The organism is Streptomyces sp. NPDC048462, assembly GCF_043200175.1.
In the GTDB taxonomy this organism is placed as follows: domain Bacteria; phylum Actinomycetota; class Actinomycetes; order Streptomycetales; family Streptomycetaceae; genus Streptomyces.
Window position 1 is genome coordinate 242,392 of record NZ_JBICXG010000001.1, and the last position, 15,889, is coordinate 258,280.

At 70.8% G+C, this 15,889-nt stretch carries 8 protein-coding genes and 1 pseudogene; all 9 read left to right on the forward strand.

All coding sequences use genetic code 11. From position 1 onward, the window contains the following. The first annotated feature begins 1 nt into the window (after position 1). The gene (locus ACGFU6_RS00910) at positions 2-931 is read left to right on the forward strand and encodes a carbohydrate ABC transporter permease (protein ID WP_393607320.1); all 930 of its coding nucleotides are present in this window, start codon (positions 2-4) and stop codon (positions 929-931) included. 4 nt (positions 932-935) lie between these two features. Next, the gene (locus ACGFU6_RS00915; protein WP_393607322.1) at positions 936-1,829 is read left to right on the forward strand and encodes a carbohydrate ABC transporter permease; all 894 of its coding nucleotides are present in this window, start codon (positions 936-938) and stop codon (positions 1,827-1,829) included. Between the two features lie 52 nt (positions 1,830-1,881). Beyond that, complete coding sequence (locus ACGFU6_RS00920) at positions 1,882-4,290, forward strand: glycoside hydrolase family 3 N-terminal domain-containing protein (protein ID WP_393607324.1); 2,409 nt, start codon at positions 1,882-1,884, stop codon at positions 4,288-4,290. 119 nt (positions 4,291-4,409) lie between these two features. Further along, a pseudogene (locus tag ACGFU6_RS00925) lies at positions 4,410-7,594 on the forward strand (glycosyl hydrolase 115 family protein). 44 nt (positions 7,595-7,638) lie between these two features. Beyond that, positions 7,639-8,031 (forward strand): hypothetical protein, encoded by a 393-nt coding sequence (locus ACGFU6_RS00930; RefSeq protein WP_393607792.1) that lies wholly within the window; start codon positions 7,639-7,641, stop codon positions 8,029-8,031. A gap of 60 nt (positions 8,032-8,091) precedes the next feature. Then, on the forward strand, positions 8,092-8,364 hold the full coding sequence (locus ACGFU6_RS00935; RefSeq protein WP_393607326.1) for a DUF1876 domain-containing protein: 273 nt from the start codon (positions 8,092-8,094) through the stop codon (positions 8,362-8,364). Positions 8,365-8,503: 139 nt separating this feature from the next. Then, entirely contained in the window at positions 8,504-9,601 is a 1,098-nt protein-coding gene (locus tag ACGFU6_RS00940; protein ID WP_393607327.1) for an NADH:flavin oxidoreductase/NADH oxidase, read from the forward strand. Positions 9,602-9,851: 250 nt separating this feature from the next. Beyond that, positions 9,852-12,290: a GH92 family glycosyl hydrolase gene (locus ACGFU6_RS00945; RefSeq protein ID WP_393607329.1), complete on the forward strand. Its 2,439-nt coding sequence runs from the start codon at positions 9,852-9,854 to the stop codon at positions 12,288-12,290. A 209-nt stretch (positions 12,291-12,499) separates the two neighbouring features. Further along, positions 12,500-15,790 carry a LamG-like jellyroll fold domain-containing protein gene (locus tag ACGFU6_RS00950; protein WP_393607331.1) on the forward strand — a complete coding sequence of 1,097 codons (3,291 nt, stop codon included), beginning with the start codon at positions 12,500-12,502 and terminating at the stop codon, positions 15,788-15,790. Positions 15,791-15,889: the final 99 nt, after the last annotated feature.

Below are 15,889 nucleotides of genomic sequence, written 5' to 3' on the forward strand. Positions count from 1 at the left end.
GATGTCCCACCTCTCTTCGTACAAAAAGCTGCGCGGAGGAAGGGAAGCGGCCGTCGGCAACGTCGGCCGCCCCTCGGTCGCCTGGGCTCTGCCCGGCATCGTCTTCTTCGCCCTCTTCGCCATCGTCCCGCTGGTGATCGCCGTCTATCTCTCCTTCTGCCACTGGGACGGGCTGAACTCCCCGACGGTCATCGGCATGGACAACTGGACCCGGCTGTTCAAGGACCCGGAGTTCCGCCAGGCCGCCTGGCTCAGCATGCTGCTCACCTCGATCAGCTGGGCGTTCCAGACCCCCGTGGCCCTGCTGCTCGGCGTCTGGGCGGCGGGCAAGCAGCGCAGCCGGGCCGTGCTCTCGGCGGTGTTCTTCATTCCGCTGCTGCTCTCCACCACGGCCATCGCGATGCTCTTCCACGCGCTGCTCGACCCCAACTTCGGCTTGATCAAGAAGATCGGGCCGTGGTTCGGCATCGATCCGAACATCATGGGCTCGTCGACCGGGGCCCTGCTGACCGTGGTGTTCGTCGGCGGCTGGCAGTTCATGCCCTTCCACACCCTGATCTACCAAGGCGGCGCCCGGCAGGTCCCGAAGGTCCTGTACCAGGCGGCGGAGATCGACGGCGCCGGTATGTTCCGGCAGTTCTTCCACATCACCCTGCCGCAGCTGCGCCACACCATCACGACCTCCTCGGTCCTGATGATCGTCGGCTCGCTGACCTACTTCGACACCGTACTGATCATGACCAGGGGAGGACCCGGCACGGACACCACCGTGCTGCCGTACCTGATGTACCGGACCGGTTTCCAGACCTACGACCTCGGCTATGCCGCGGCGATCGCAACGGCCCTGGTCGTGGTGGCCACCGCCCTGTCGCTGATCCTGGTCCGTTTCAGCGGCTTCGGGAACATGCGGTCCACCCGGGAAGGTATGTGACGCGATGTCAATCGACACCCGCCCCGCGGCGCCCCCTGCATCGCCGGTGACCCGGCGCCGGACGGCCGCTGCCCCGCGCCGCGGGAAGTGGGGCAACCCACTGGCCGGTCTGGGCTCGCTGGTCTGGCTCCTGATCGTGATCGTCCCGCTCTACACGCTGATTTCCTCGTCGCTCATGCACCAGGACGAGGCGCTCAACGGTGATCCGCTCGCCTTCCCGGCCAACCCGACACTCGACAACTACAGCACCGTGCTGGACAGCGGCTTCTCCACGATGCTCACCAACACGGCCATCGTCGCCGTGGTCACCGTGGTCATCGTGCTGGCGCTCTCGGTGCCCGTCGCCTATGTCGCGGTGCGTGCCCGCAGCCGGCTCTCCTCGCTGGCCTTCCGGACCTTTCTGCTCGGGGTGGCGATCCCCGCGCAGGCGGTGATCGTGCCGCTGTACCTGCTCATCAGCAAGATGAATCTGTACGACACCCTGCCGGCGATCGTCCTGCCGACCGCGGCGTTCGCCATGCCGGTGGCGGTACTGATCCTCAGCGGCACCATGCGTGACGTCTCCGAGGAGATGTACGAGGCGATGTCCCTCGATGGCGCAACACCCCTGCGGATGCTGTGGCAGCTGGCGATCCCGATGTCCAAGGGCGGCATCAGCACGGTGGCGATCTACACGGCGCTGCAGGCGTGGAACGGTTTCCTCTTCCCGCTGATCTTTACCCAGTCGGAGGAAAAACGTGTGCTGACCCTGGGTCTCTTCAACTTCATGTCTCAGTTCGGGATGAACATTCCAGCCGTCTTGGCCGCGATCGTGCTCTCCGTTGTGCCGATCTTCGCCGTGTACCTCGTGGCGCGCAGGGCGCTGGTCAACGGACTGATGGGGGTGGGCGGCAAATAACGCACCCACGCCGCCCCGCACCACCGCACTCATGAGAGGAACCCCTGCCCCCATGGCAATCCCCGCTGTCCCGCACGCCCGCCGCACCGCGACGGCGCCCGCCGCCGAAGGCCCCTGGCGCGACCCCTCGCTCACCCCGGGGGAAAGGGTGGCCGACCTGGTCCCCCGGATGACCCTGGAGGAGAAGGCCGCCCAGCTGTACGGAGTCTGGGTGGGCGCCGACGCCGACGGCGACGGGGTCGCGCCGCACCAGAACGACATGGTCGACCCGGTCGACTGGGACGAGCTCACCACCCGGGGCCTGGGCCAGCTCACCCGGCCCTTCGGCACCGCCCCCGTCGACCCCGGTCTCGGCGCGCTCGCCCTGGCCCGCGCCCAACGCCGGATCGCCGGAGCCGGACGGTTCTCCATCCCGGCGCTCGCCCACGAGGAGTGCCTGGCCGGCTTCACCGCCTGGGGCGCCACCGCCTACCCCGTACCGCTGTCCTGGGGCGCGGCCTGGAACCCGGAGCTGGTCACCGAGATGGCCCACCGGATCGGCCGGGACATGCGCTCGGTCGGCGTCCACCAGGGCCTGGCCCCCGTCCTGGACGTGGCACGCGACCTGCGCTGGGGCCGCGTCGAGGAGACCATCGGCGAGGACCCCTACCTCGTCGGGACCATCGGCACGGCGTACGTACGAGGCCTGGAGTCCGCCGGGATCGTCGCCACCCTCAAGCACTTCGCCGGGTACGCGGCATCGGCGGGCGCCCGCAACCTCGCACCCGTCAGGGCCGGGGCGCGCGAGATGGCCGATGTGACCCTGCCGCCCTTCGAGATGGCGCTGCGCGAGGGCGGGGCACGCTCGGTGATGTCCTCCTACGCCGAGATCGACGGCGTGCCGTCGGCGGCCGACCCGGGCCTGCTCACCCAACTGCTCCGGGACACCTGGGGGTTCACCGGGACCGTCGTCGCGGACTACTTCGGCATCGGCTTCCTGGAGACCCTGCACAAGGTCGCCGCCGACCGCGCGGACGCCGCCCGGCTCGCCCTGGGTGCCGGCGTCGACGTGGAACTGCCCACCGTCCGCAGTTACGGCGACGCCCTCGTGGCCGCCGTTCGCGAGGGGAGCGTGGCCGAGGAGCTGGTCGACCGGGCCCTGTACCGCGTACTGCTGCAGAAGTGCGAACTCGGCCTGCTCGACCCCGACTGGTCACCGCTGCCCGCCGCCCTGCGGGACACGGACCCCGAGCGGGCCCGGCACACGGTCGACCTCGACCCGCCGGAGAACCGGGCGCTGGCCCGCGACCTTGCCGAGCAGGCCTGTGTGCTGCTCGCCAACCCCGACGGCGTACTCCCGCTGCCGGGCACCGGCCGGATCGCGGTCGTCGGACCGCGCGCGAACGACCCGCTGGCCATGCTCGGCTGCTACTCCTTCCCCAGCCACGTCGGGGTCTCGCACCCCGGGACCGCGATGGGGATCGACGTGCCGACCGTGCTGGAGGCGCTGCGCGGCGAACTCCCGGGCACGGAGGTCGGCTTCGCGGCCGGCTGCGAGGTCGACGGCAGCGACACGTCCGCGATCGCGGACGCCGTCCGGCTGGCCGGGGACGCCGACGTCTGCGTCGCCGCGGTCGGTGACCGGGCAGGCCTCTTCGGCCGGGGCACCTCGGGCGAGGGCTGCGACGCGGCCGACCTCTCGCTGCCCGGCGTCCAGGGCGAGCTGCTGGACGCCCTGCTGGCCACCGGCACCCCGGTGGTCCTGGTGCTGCTGACCGGCCGCCCGTACGCGCTGGGGCGCTGGGCGGACCGGGCGGCCGCCGTCGTGCAGACCTTCTTCCCCGGCGAGGAGGGCGGCCCGGCGCTGGCCGGGGTGCTCTCCGGGCGGGTCAACCCCTCCGGCCGGCTGCCGGTGGGCGTACCGAAGGGGCCGGGCGGCCAGCCGTGGACGTATCTGCAGCCGCCGCTGGGGCTGGCGAGCGGGGTCAGCAATCTGGACCCGACACCGCTCTACCCCTTCGGACACGGCATCTCGTACACCTCCTTCGACTGGGAGCGGCCCGGTCCGGTCCCGGCCGAGATCCCCACCGACGGCTCGGCCGACATCGAACTCACGGTCCGCAACACCGGTGACCGCGAGGGCGCCGAGGTGGTGCAGCTGTACGTCCACGACCCGGTCGCCCAGACGACCCGCCCGCAGGCGCGGCTGATCGGCTACGCACGGGTGGAGCTCGCCGCCGGTGCGGCGGCCAGGGTCCGGTTCCGCTTCCACGCGGACCTGGTGTCCTTCACCGGCATCAACGGCCGGCGGGTCGTGGAACCCGGTGAGCTCGAACTGCGGCTCGCCGCCTCCAGTGCCGCCACCGCCGTCCGCCGGACGGTGCGGCTGCGGCTGACCGGGCCCGAGCGGACCGTCGACCACCGGCGACGGCTCGTCTGCGGGACCTCGGTCGAGCCCGTGGCGGAGCCGGCCGCGCACTGACACCGGCACCGTCCGGAAGCCTCTCCGCCGAGGTGCGGAGAGGCTCCCGAAACTTTCGAAGCCCCTGGTGCGGATCAGCCCAATCGGCCGTGAGCGCGAACAAATAATGGGAGAGCAGCATGAGCAAGCACTTCCCGCGACCCGTCGGCCGCAGATCTGTCCTGGGGCTCGGCCTCGGTCTCACCGCCCTCACCGCGACACCTCTCGGCTCCCTCCTCGGGCTCTCCGCCGAGGCGGCGGCCACCGGACACGGCTCCGGTGTGCGGCCGACCGACCCGGGGCGTACATCTCGTTCACGTCCCGCTCCGGCAGCTTTCCGCTGGTCCGCGACGGCCGCGCCACACCCCTCGTGGTGAGCGACCGCGACTGGGCGGGCGTCGTCCGGGTGGCGGGCGATCTGCGGGACGACATCGAGCGCGTCACCGGGATCCGCCCCGCCCTCTCGCACGGCACGGTGCCCCGGGGGCGCGAGATCACGATCATCGGCACCGTGGGGCGCAGCCCTCTGATCGACGGACTGGTGGCCCGGGGCAAGCTCGACGTCTCCACGATCCGGGGCAAGTGGGAGACCAGCCTCCAGACGGTGGTGGAACGTCCGCTGCCCGGCGTCGACCGGGCCTTCGTGATTGCGGGCAGCGACCAGCGGGGCACGGTATTCGGCACGTACGACGTCTCGCGGGGGATCGGTGTATCGCCCTGGTACTGGTGGGACGACGTCGTCCCCGTGCACCGGGACGAGATCCATGTGCTGCCCGGCCGCCACACCCAGGGGACCCCGGCCGTGAAGTACCGGGGCTTCTTCGTCAACGACGAGAACCCGGCCCTCGGCACCTGGGCACCGGCCTTCTTCGGCCCCGGCAAGGCCCCCGGCTTCGAGGGCGGCTTCAACGCCGCTTTCTACGCCAGGATCTTCGAGGTGATGCTCCGGCTCAAGGCCAACTACCTGTGGCCGGCGGTCTGGGGCCGCGCCTTCGCCGAGGACGACCCGCTCAACCACGCCACCGCCAAGGCGTACGGCGTCGTCATGGGCACCTCGCACGAGGCACCCATGATGCGCGGCATCGAGGAGTGGAACCGGCACGCGGTCGCGGCGGTGCGCCACAGCGAGGGCAACATCACCACCCCCGGCCACGACCTCTACGGCGGCACCGGCGAATGGTCGTTCCGCCGCAACGCCGAGGCGCTCAAGGCCTACTGGGCCGACGGCATCCGCCGGATGCAGGACGAGGACTTCGAGGGCGTCGTGACCCTCGGCATGCGTGGCAACGGCGACGTCAGCCTCCCCGACGGCGACGGCATGGAGCTGATGACCGAGATCATCGCCACCCAGCGCCAGATCCTGGCCGAGGTCACCGGCCGGGACGTCACCACCATCGCGCAGGTCTGGACGCTCTACAAGGAGGTCCAGCACTACTGGGACCGGGGCCTGCGGGTGCCCGACGACGTCACGGTGGTCCTCACCGACGACAACTGGGCCAACATCCGCAAGCTGCCCGACCTGGCGAACGACGCCCGCGAGGGTGGCTACGGCCTCTACTACCACTTCGACTACGTCGGGGTCGGCCGCAACTACAAGTGGGTGGACACCGCCTCCCTGCCGAACATGTGGGACCAGCTCAACCAGTGCGTCGCGTACGGGAACCACGGACTGTGGGTCACCAACGTGGGCGACCTCAAGGGCAACGAGCTGCCCACCCAGTTCTTCCTGGAGTACGCCTGGGACCCCGGGCGCTGGAGCCTGGACCGGCTGCCGGAGTGGGAGGAGCGGTACGCCGGGCAGAACTTCGGGGAGAAGCGGGCCGCCGAGATCGCCTCCGTGCTGCGCACCTACGGCCGGCTCCAGTCGCGGCGCAAGCCCGAACTCCTCAACCGGAGGATCACCGTCGATCCGGACAGGGACCCCGCCACGGACGAGTCGGCGATCGTCTACGACGACCGGGCGACCCCCTTCAGCATCGTCGACCACCGCGAACAGGAACGGGTCACCGGCGAATGGCGGGAGCTCGCCGCCGAGGCCGAGCGGATCGGGCGCGAACTGCCACGCTCCGCCCAGGACGCCTGGTACGAACTCGTCGGGTACGAGGTGCTGGCCACCGCCAACCTCTACGCGCTGCGCGAGGCGGGGTTCCTCAACCTGCACTACGCGGAGCAGGGGAGGGCCCTCACCAACGAGCTGGCGGACACCGCCGAGGCCCGGCTCGCCGACGACCTGGCGTTGGCCGATCGCTTCAACACCCAGGTGGCCGACGGGAAGTGGCGGGGCTTCCAGACCCAGCCGCACATCGACTACGGCGATGTGGAGCGCTACGGGCCCAACGCCCCCTGGCAGCAGCCCGAACTCGACAACGTCGCGCTCAGGGACGTGCTCTTCCCGGCGGTCAGGCGCATCGACCTGCCCGCGGGCGCGGAGATGGGGGTGGCCGTCGAAGGCTCCGCCGACTGGTGGCCGGGGGCGGGCGCCCCGGCGGTGCTGCCGGTCTTCAGCCCGTACCGGAGCGGGCCCGCGCAGTACATCGAGGTGTTCAACCGGGGCCGGGCCCCGTTCGACTACCGGGTGCGCACCGGTGTCCCGTGGCTGACCGCGGACCGGACGCGGGGCAGGGTCGACACGCAGGACCGGGTCACCCTGCGCGTGGACTGGGCCAGGGCCCCGAAGGGGATCACCGAGGTGCCGGTGACCGTCACCGGGCCGGGCGGCCTGGAGGTCGCCGTCCGCGCGGTCGTCGACCGGCCCACGCTCTCCCGCTCGCGGCCGGCCGGATTCGTCGAGGCCAACGGTTACGTCTCCATCGAGGCCGACCACTTCAGCAGGGCCGTGGAGAGCGGCGGCATCAGCTGGCTGCGCATCCCGGACATCGGCCGGACGGGCGCCGGAATGGAACCCTTCCCGGTCACCGCGGCCCGCCGTACACCTGGCGGCGACGGCCCGCGGCTGGAGTACCGGGTGACCCTCTTCACCACCGGACCGGTCACCGTGCACGCGTACCTGTCGCCCCGCAACAACCCGCTGCCGACCGACGGACTGACCTACGCCGTCTCCTTCGACGACGCCGCACCGCAGTCGGTGAACGTCACCCGGGTCACGGGGGCCGACGACGGGACCATGAACGCGCAGTGGGCCCGTCACACCTCCGACAACGTCAACATCACCGCTACCGTGCACCACATCGCCGCGGCCGGTGTACATGTGCTCAAATTCTGGATGGTCGACCCGACGGTGGTGCTCCAGAACCTGGTGATCGACACCGGCGGCCTCAGGCCCAGCTATCTGGGCCCGCCGGAGAGCCTCCGACTGGAGCGGTGACCCGGCAGGTCCGGGACGACGGTGAGCAGAAAGCGGCAGAGCGGATGAAGAGCGTGAACCAGGACAGCGGTGTGCCGGCCGGACACCTTGAGGTGACCCCCGTCGGCGCGGGGGTCGAGCTCAGGCTCGGCACACCGTCGGGAGAGCACTCGCTGATCTGCACCCCGGAGCGGGCCCGCGAGCTGGCCGCCGCCCTCGGCCTCGCGGCGGACGAGGCCGACAGCGTGCGCTCGGCGGACCCCGTCACCGTCAGGGCGGACGAGCTGCGCCGCGGCGACGTGCGGGACGGCGACCGGGCGATGACGGTGGACGGGGTCAGGACGGACGGGGCAACCGTCCATGTCACCTGGAAGTCGGGCGCCGGCCGCAGCTGGAACCAGCTGTACGACGCGGACGCACGCATTACGCTGCGCCGCCGCGCTGATCCGCCCCGCTGACCCGTCGCGCATCGCCGGCGGAAGGGGCGCACCCTGGAGGAGGCCCCGGAGGTGAGCACCATGACTCAGACCGCTGTCGGATGGCACGTCGAGCTGGAATTCGAGGAGGACACCCATCGCACCCGCGCCGCCGCTCTGCTGCGGCTCTCCGACGGGAGCGAGGTACGTGCCCACGGCTATGCCAGCAGGCACCCCTCGGATTCCGGGCAGCCCAGGGTGGGCGAGGAGATCGCGGGTGCGCGTGCGCTCAACGAGCTGGCGATGAAGCTGCTGACCAAGGCCCACGACGAGATAGACGAGGAGTCCGGCCGTACGTCCTATCCGCTGACCTGAGGAGCCCCGGGCGTGCTACGCGTGGCCGGCGGGGCGGAGCCGTACCGCTTGTACGAGAGGCGTCGTAATTTGACGGACGTCGTAGTACGGGATGTATCGTACTAGCGATCCTTCCGTACCCGGCGAAACGGAGTCCGTCGTGAGTGCCCTTTTCGAGCCCTTCACCCTGAGGTCGCTTGTCGTACCGAACCGCGTGTGGATGGCACCCATGTGCCAGTACTGCGCCGAACCGGTCGGACCCGGGGCGGGAGTGCCCACCGACTGGCACTTCGCCCATCTCGCGGCGCGCGCCACCGGCGGCACCGGGCTCATCCTCACCGAGGCGACGGCCGTCAGCCCCGAGGGGCGGATCAGCCCGGCCGACCTCGGCATCTGGAACGACACCCAGGTCGCCGCGTTCCGCCGGATCACCGACTTCGTCAAGTCGCAGGGCTCGGCGGTCGGCATCCAGCTGGCCCATGCCGGGCGCAAGGCGTCGACCGCCGCGCCCTGGACCGGCGGCGGACCCGTCGGGCCCGACGCGCACGGCTGGACGCCCGTCGCGCCCAGCCCGCTGCCGTTCGACACCGGCCACCCCGTGCCCCACGAGCTGACCACCGACGAGATCCAGGGCGTCGTCGCGGACTTCCGCGAGGGCGCGCGCCGCTCGCTCGAAGCGGGGTTCCAGGTCGTCGAGGTGCACGGCGCGCACGGCTACCTCATCGGCCAGTTCCTCTCCCCGCACAGCAACAGGCGCACCGACGAGTACGGCGGCAGCTACGAGAACCGCGTCCGGTTCGCCCTCCAGGTCGTCGACGCCGTGCGCGAGGTGTGGCCCGAGGACCTGCCCGTCCTCTTCCGCATTTCCGCTACGGACTGGCTCACCGAGAACGCCGAGGACGAGCGCGAGGGCTGGACCGCCGACGAGACCGTGCGGCTGGCCGCCGAACTGCGGGCCCACGGGGTCGACCTGCTGGACGTCTCCACCGGCGGGAACGCTCCGCGCGCCAGTATCACGGCCGAGCCCGGCTACCAGGTCCCGTTCGCCGAGCGCGTGAAGCGCGAGACCGGCCTGCCCGTCGCGGCCGTGGGCCTGATCACCGAGCCGCAGCAGGCAGAGAAGATCATCACCGAGGAGCGCGCGGACGCCGTCCTCCTCGGCCGCGAACTGCTGCGCAACCCGTCCTGGGCGCAGCACGCGGCACGCGAACTGTCCGGCACGGTAAGCGTTCCCGAGCAGTACGAATACGCGATCTGACCGGCCGCCCGCCACCACCCGTCCGCCCTCCGCGCACACTCCGTCCCGGCCCGCCCGGGACGTGCGCGGAGGGCGGACGCGCGTACCGCCGCGCGGCAACCTTTCACCACGCGTTCACCGGGTATGACGACCGGGGCATTCCCTCCCGCGCCCCAGGGATCTACGCTCGGCCGCGAATCGATCACCGTTGTCCCCGGCCGGACCCCGGACGAAGACAACGTTGTCCGAACTCCTCGGAAGGTACCGCGACATGCCCACCAGACCGTTGCCCGCGGCCCGGCGCCTCGCCGCGCGAACAGCCGCCGTGCTCGTCACCGGCGCACTGGCCGCCGCAGTCCTGCCCCCCGCCGCCGGGGCCGCGACCCCGGCTGTCCGCCCCACCGCCTACGTGGACCCACTGATCGGCAGCGCCAACGGCGGCAACACCTTTCCCGGCGCCACCCTCCCGTACGGCATGATCGCCTGGTCGCCCACGAGCACCAAGGGCGACCAGACGGGCACCGGCGCCGCGAACGGGTACCAGTACGACACCACCCGGCTGCGCGGGCTGAGCCTCACCCACGTCAACGGCGCCGGGTGCGACCCCGGCGCGGCAGGTGACATCCCGATCATGCCGTTCGTCGGCGACGTCACCTCGTCGCCCTCGGCCGACACCAAGGACGCCGTCTACGCCGCGGACTTCTCGCACGACGACGAGCGTGCCGTCCCCGGCCGCTACACCGTCGGCCTCGGCTCCGGAGCGACCGCCGACCTCGCGGTCAGCCGACGCGCGGGCGTTGCCGACTTCGGCTTCCCCGCCGGGAAACCCGCCAATCTGCTCTTCCGCGTCTCGAACTCGCTCAACGGCAGCGAGGACGCCCAGGTGAAGATCGACACCGCGCACCGCAAGGTCACCGGCTCGGTGCTCACCGGTGCGTTCTGCGGGCGGCGTGCCAACGGCGGCACCAACAACCGCAAGAGCTACTACCGGCTCTACTTCAGCGCCTCCTTCGACCGCGCCTTCTCCACCACCGGCACCTGGAAGGACGGCACGCTCGCCCCCGGCTCGACCACCGGCGGCGGGGGCGAGGGCTACGCCACCGGAGCGGACCGGGCCGGGCGCGGGTCGGGTGGCTGGGTCGGCTTCGACACCGCCTCCGACAACGATGTCCACATGCGCATCGGCATCTCCTACGTCAGCCAGGCCGGCGCCGAGGCCAACCTGCGCACCGAGATCGCCCCGCACGCCGGGGTGGACGACGTGGCGGCCGCCGCGAGCCGGACCTGGGACCGGGAGCTGGAGTCCGTCCGCACGGGCGGCGGCACCGAGGCCCAGCGCACCACCTTCTACACCGCGCTGTACCACTCCCTGATGCAGCCCAACATCGTCAGCGACACCGACGGCCGCTACCCCGGCATGGACGGCGAGCCCCACCGGATCGGGCGCGGACAGGGGGCGCAGTACAGCAATTTCTCCGGCTGGGACCAGTACCGCGCCCAGATACAACTGCTCGCCCTGCTGAAACCGGAGGTGGCCGGGGACTTCGCCCAGTCCCTCTACAACTTCGCCCGGCAGAACGGCGGCGTGTGGGACCGCTGGGTGCACATCAACGGTGCCACCCACGTCATGACCGGTGACCCCACCGCGGCCACGCTCGCCACGTTCTACGCCATGGGGGTGCGGAACTTCGACTACGAGGGTGCCTACGAGTCGCTTGCCCGTCAGGCGACCGTCCCCGTCCAGGACGGTCTCTCGGACGCCGGCTGTCCCGGCCAGTGCACCGGCCAGCGGCCCAACCTGGCCCAGTACCTTCAGTCCCACTACGCGCCGCAGGACGTCTGCCACTGCTGGGGCGGAGCCGCCGAGACCCTGGAGGACGCGGTCGCCGACGACGCGCTCGGCCGCTGGGCCGCGCTGCTCGGCCGGGACGCGGAGGCCAAGTCGTTCAAGGAGCGCGGCGGCTGGTGGCGCAACGTGTTCAACGCGGGGGCCACCGACGGAGCCGGCACCAGCGGATACATCCAGGCCCGCAACCTCGACGGCTCCTGGGTCACCCCGTTCGGTCCGGGAAGCGACCTGGGCTTCGCACAGGGCACCAGTGCCACGTACACCTGGATGGTGCCGCAGGACGTCCAGGGGCTGGCGGAGGCCATGGGTGGCCGGGACGTCGCGGCGGAGCGCCTCGACGGCTTCTTCCACAAGGCGGACGGCTCCTGGTCGGTGAAGGGCGGCGACTCCGTGCGCTACGACCCGACCAACGAGCCCGGCATTCACGCCCCTTGGCTCTACAACGCGCTCGGCCGGCCGTGGAAGACCCAGGCGACCGTCCGCGAGATCCTGAACACGGTCTACGGGACGGGCCCGCGCGGTCTGCCCGGCAATGACGACCTGGGGACCATGTCCGCCTGGTACGTCTTCTCCGCGCTGGGGCTGTACCCGCAGTCCCCGGGCGGCGCCGCGATGCTGCTGGGCGCCCCGCTGTTCCCGAAGGCGGTGATCGACCGGCCGCACGGCAGGGACATCACCATCACCGCCCCGGCGGCCGACGCCGGGCATCCGTACATCGACGCGGTGACGGTCGACGGACGCGACCACGACCGGTCCTGGACGGACCCGAGCCTGCTCACCCGGGGCGGCAAGCTGGCCTTCAGCCTCTCCGGCGAGCCCAACACCACCTGGGCTGCAGCCGCTTCGGGGCTGCCGCGCTAGAAGTGCGACGACGCCGGTCCGGATCGCCGCGCCCCGTGCGGGGTGATCCGGTACGGGGTGCGCCGACCGGTCTTTCTATCGTTGAAAATTCCCCGTGCATGACTGTTGTTTTACGTTTGATGATGTGGCTGAATGTTTGATTGTGTGCTGTGCCTCACAGGTTCGAGGCACTTCAGCTCTCTCGACAGGACGACGCCTTGAGACGACAAATGCCCCGCCCCCGTGCTCTGTTCAGGACGGCGGTCTGCGCCGCCGCGCTGCTGATCCCCGTCGGGGCCACCCTGGTCCCGGCTGCCGCAGCCACCCCCGCCGCAGCCGCCGGCGCCGCCTCCGCGACCACGTTCAAGGCCGGGAATCCGGCCACCGAGGTCCACGGGCTGAAGGGCGAGTACTTCAGCATGTCCGCGCCCGGCGCGCGGGACTTCGACAAGCTCGGCGGAGTCGCCCTCGACCCGCAGATCAACTTCCCCGGCCTCACCGGCACGTTCGAGTCGACCACCGGGCAGACGGAGAACACCACCGCCCGCTGGACCGGCGGCATCACGGCCCCCGAGGACGGTGACTACACCTTCGCCGCGAGCGGCGACAACGGCTTCCGGCTCTACATCGACGGCAAGGTGGTCATCGACCACTGGGAGCCGGACTGGGACAACGAGCAGACCAGCGCGCCGCTCGCGCTGAAGGCCGGCGAGACGCACGAGTTCAAGCTGGAGATGTTCCAGGACACCGGCGGCGCCAACATGTTCCTGCGCTGGTCCAGCGCGAAGCTCGCCAAGCAGGTCGTGCCCGAGTCGGCCTTCACCCCGCCGGCCGACTTCGAGGTCTATCCCGTCGGGCTGAGCGTCGCGAGCGACGGGCAGAAGCTCCGGGCGACGTTCGACGACAAGGTCGCCGGCTTCTCCCGGGTGAAGGACCACCTCAAGATCGAGGCGGACACCTCGCCGATCCCGGTGAAGTCCGTCGCCCGCACGTCCGGCAACTCCAAGGCGCTCACCGTCACCCTGGCCGCACCCGTGCAGAAGGGCCAGCAGGTCCGCATCGCGTACGACGGGAAGGCCGGCCTCACGGTCGGCGGCGAGACGGTCCCCGAGATCAGCCGCACGGCCGAGAACCTGTCCGCGCACCGCCTCACCACGACCTGGGGCGACAAGCTCGACCGCGAGCACCCGCTGCCCGAGTACCCCAGGCCGCAGCAGGTCCGCGACCAGTGGAAGAACCTCAACGGGCCCTGGGAGTTCGCCGGGGCCAAGGCGGGCGAGCAGCCCGTGTTCGGGAAGAAGCTCGGTGAGCGCATCACCGTGCCGTTCCCCGTCGAGTCGCAGCTCTCCGGCCTTGAGCGCCACGAAGACCACATGTTCTACCGCAAGCTCGTCACGGTGCCGAAGAACTGGTCCGTGAAGAACGGCAAGGACAAGAGCGGCAAGGGCAGCGCCGGAAACCGGCTGAAGCTCAACTTCGGTGCCGTCGACTACCAGGCCACTGTCTGGGTCAACGGCAAGCAGGTCGCCCAGCACACCGGCGGCTACACCTCATTCACCGCCGACATCACCGACGCGGTCAAGGGCAGCGGACCGCAGGAGATCGTCGTCGCGGTCACCGACACCACCGGTGACGACCAGCCCAAGGGCAAGCAGTCCCGCAACCCGGGCGGCATCGTATACACGCCGTCCTCCGGTATCTGGCAGACCGTCTGGATGGAGCCGGTGGCCCCCGCCTCGGTGGACTCCCTGACGACCACGCCCGACATCGACAAGGGCGCCCTGGCCGTCAAGGTCAACTCCGCCGGCGCCTCGGCCGGCGCGCGGATCACGGCTGTCGCGCGTGACAAGAAGGGCAAGGTCGTCGGCACGGTCTCCGGACCGGCCAACCGCGAACTGAGCCTGCCCGTGAAGAAGCAGCACCTGTGGACCCCGGACGACCCCTACCTGTACGACCTCGACGTCAGCCTCACTGACGGCCGCTCCAAGGACACCGTCGACAGCTACTTCGGAATGCGCTCCCTCGGCATCGAGAAGGTCGGCGGATACCAGAAGCTGGTGCTCAACGGGAAGCCGTTCTACTCGCTCGCCATGCTGGACCAGGGCTTCTGGCCCGACGGGCTCTACACCCAGCCGAGCGACGCCGCGCTGACCTTCGACCTGAAGGCACAGAAGGAACTCGGCTTCAACGCGGTGCGCAAGCACATCAAGGTGGAGTCGGCACGCTGGTACTACCACGCGGACCAGCTCGGACTGCTGGTCTGGCAGGACTTCGTCTCCTCCGACATCACCGGTGAGAAGGGGCAGCAGGCCTTCCTCTCGCAGGGCAAGCAGATGATGGAGCAGCTGCACAACTCGCCCTCGATCGGCGGCTGGATCGTCTTCAACGAGGGCTGGGGCGAGTGGGACCGCACCGAGACCGGAAAGATCACCGAGGCGGTCAAGGCCGCCGACCCCTCCCGCGTCGTCAACGCGCACAGTGGTGTCAACTGCTGCTCGTCCAAGGGTGACTCGGGCAAGGGCGACATCATCGACCACCACGACTACCTCAACAACGACGCCCCGTTCCCGGACAACCGGGCGGCCATGGACGGCGAGCACGGCGGCTTCACCCTCCGTACCGCCGGCCACATGTGGCCCGGTGCCCCCGCGGCGATCTACAGCGGGGTCGCGGACAAGGACGCCCTGACGGCCAAGTACGTCGACAACACGCGTACGTACTACCTCGCGGCCGCCGGCGCCGAGCTGTCGGGGTCGGTGTACACGCAGGTCAGCGACCTGGAGAACGAGCTCAACGGTCTCTACACCTACGACCGGCGCGAGATCAAGGTCGACCCCAAGAAGGTCCGGAAGATCAACGAGCAGGTCATCGCGGCGGGCGCCGCCGCCGGCCACCGCGACGAGGTGAAGGGCGGCGCCGCCTGGAACCTCGACGAGGGCAAGGGCACCAAGGCGGCCGACCAGGGCCCCAACCGCCTGCCGCTCACCCTCTCCTCCGGCACCACCTGGGCGCCCGGCGTCCAGGGCTCGGCGCTGAAGTTCAACGGTGAGGGCCAGTACGCCGAGACCACCGCCCCGGCGGTCGACACCACCGAGGACTACACGGTGTCGGCCTGGGCCCAGCTCGACGCGCTGCCCGGCAACTACGCGACGATCGTCAGCCAGGACGGCCGCCGCACGGAGAATCCGTTCTACCTCCAGTACGGGCAGGGCGCGTTCGCCTTCAGCACCCCGGGCGGCAAGCGCGCGCGGGCGGAGATGACGCCCGAGACCGGCAAGTGGTACCACCTGGTGGGCGTGCGTGCGGGCGACGAGCTGAAGCTGTACGTCGACGGCGGCCTCGCGGCCACGGCCCCGGCCGGTACCGCCGACGCCAGCACCGGCCCGCTCTCGGTCGGCCGTGCGCAGTACGCGGGCGAGAAGGGCGACTTCTGGAACGGCTCCATCGACCAGGTCAGGGTGTACGACAAGGCCCTGACCGCGGACGAGGTGAGCGCGCTGCACGACACCGAGAAGCCGTAGCCGTCCGGCACGGCGACCCGCTGCCGGCCCCCGCACCCGTGCGGGGGCCGGCAGCGGCGTGCCCCGGCAGCCGGGCCGGGCACGGCGTCGTGTCAGGAT

Coding starts and splice junctions, on each gene's coding strand:
- ACGFU6_RS00945 (WP_393607329.1), top strand. CDS start 9,852: ATGCCCACCAGACCGTTGCCCGCGGCCCGGCGCCTCGCCGCGCGAACA.
- ACGFU6_RS00950 (WP_393607331.1), top strand. CDS start 12,500: ATGCCCCGCCCCCGTGCTCTGTTCAGGACGGCGGTCTGCGCCGCCGCG.
- ACGFU6_RS00920 (WP_393607324.1), top strand. CDS start 1,882: ATGGCAATCCCCGCTGTCCCGCACGCCCGCCGCACCGCGACGGCGCCC.
- ACGFU6_RS00930 (WP_393607792.1), top strand. CDS start 7,639: ATGAAGAGCGTGAACCAGGACAGCGGTGTGCCGGCCGGACACCTTGAG.
- ACGFU6_RS00935 (WP_393607326.1), top strand. CDS start 8,092: ATGACTCAGACCGCTGTCGGATGGCACGTCGAGCTGGAATTCGAGGAG.
- ACGFU6_RS00915 (WP_393607322.1), top strand. CDS start 936: ATGTCAATCGACACCCGCCCCGCGGCGCCCCCTGCATCGCCGGTGACC.
- ACGFU6_RS00910 (WP_393607320.1), top strand. CDS start 2: ATGTCCCACCTCTCTTCGTACAAAAAGCTGCGCGGAGGAAGGGAAGCG.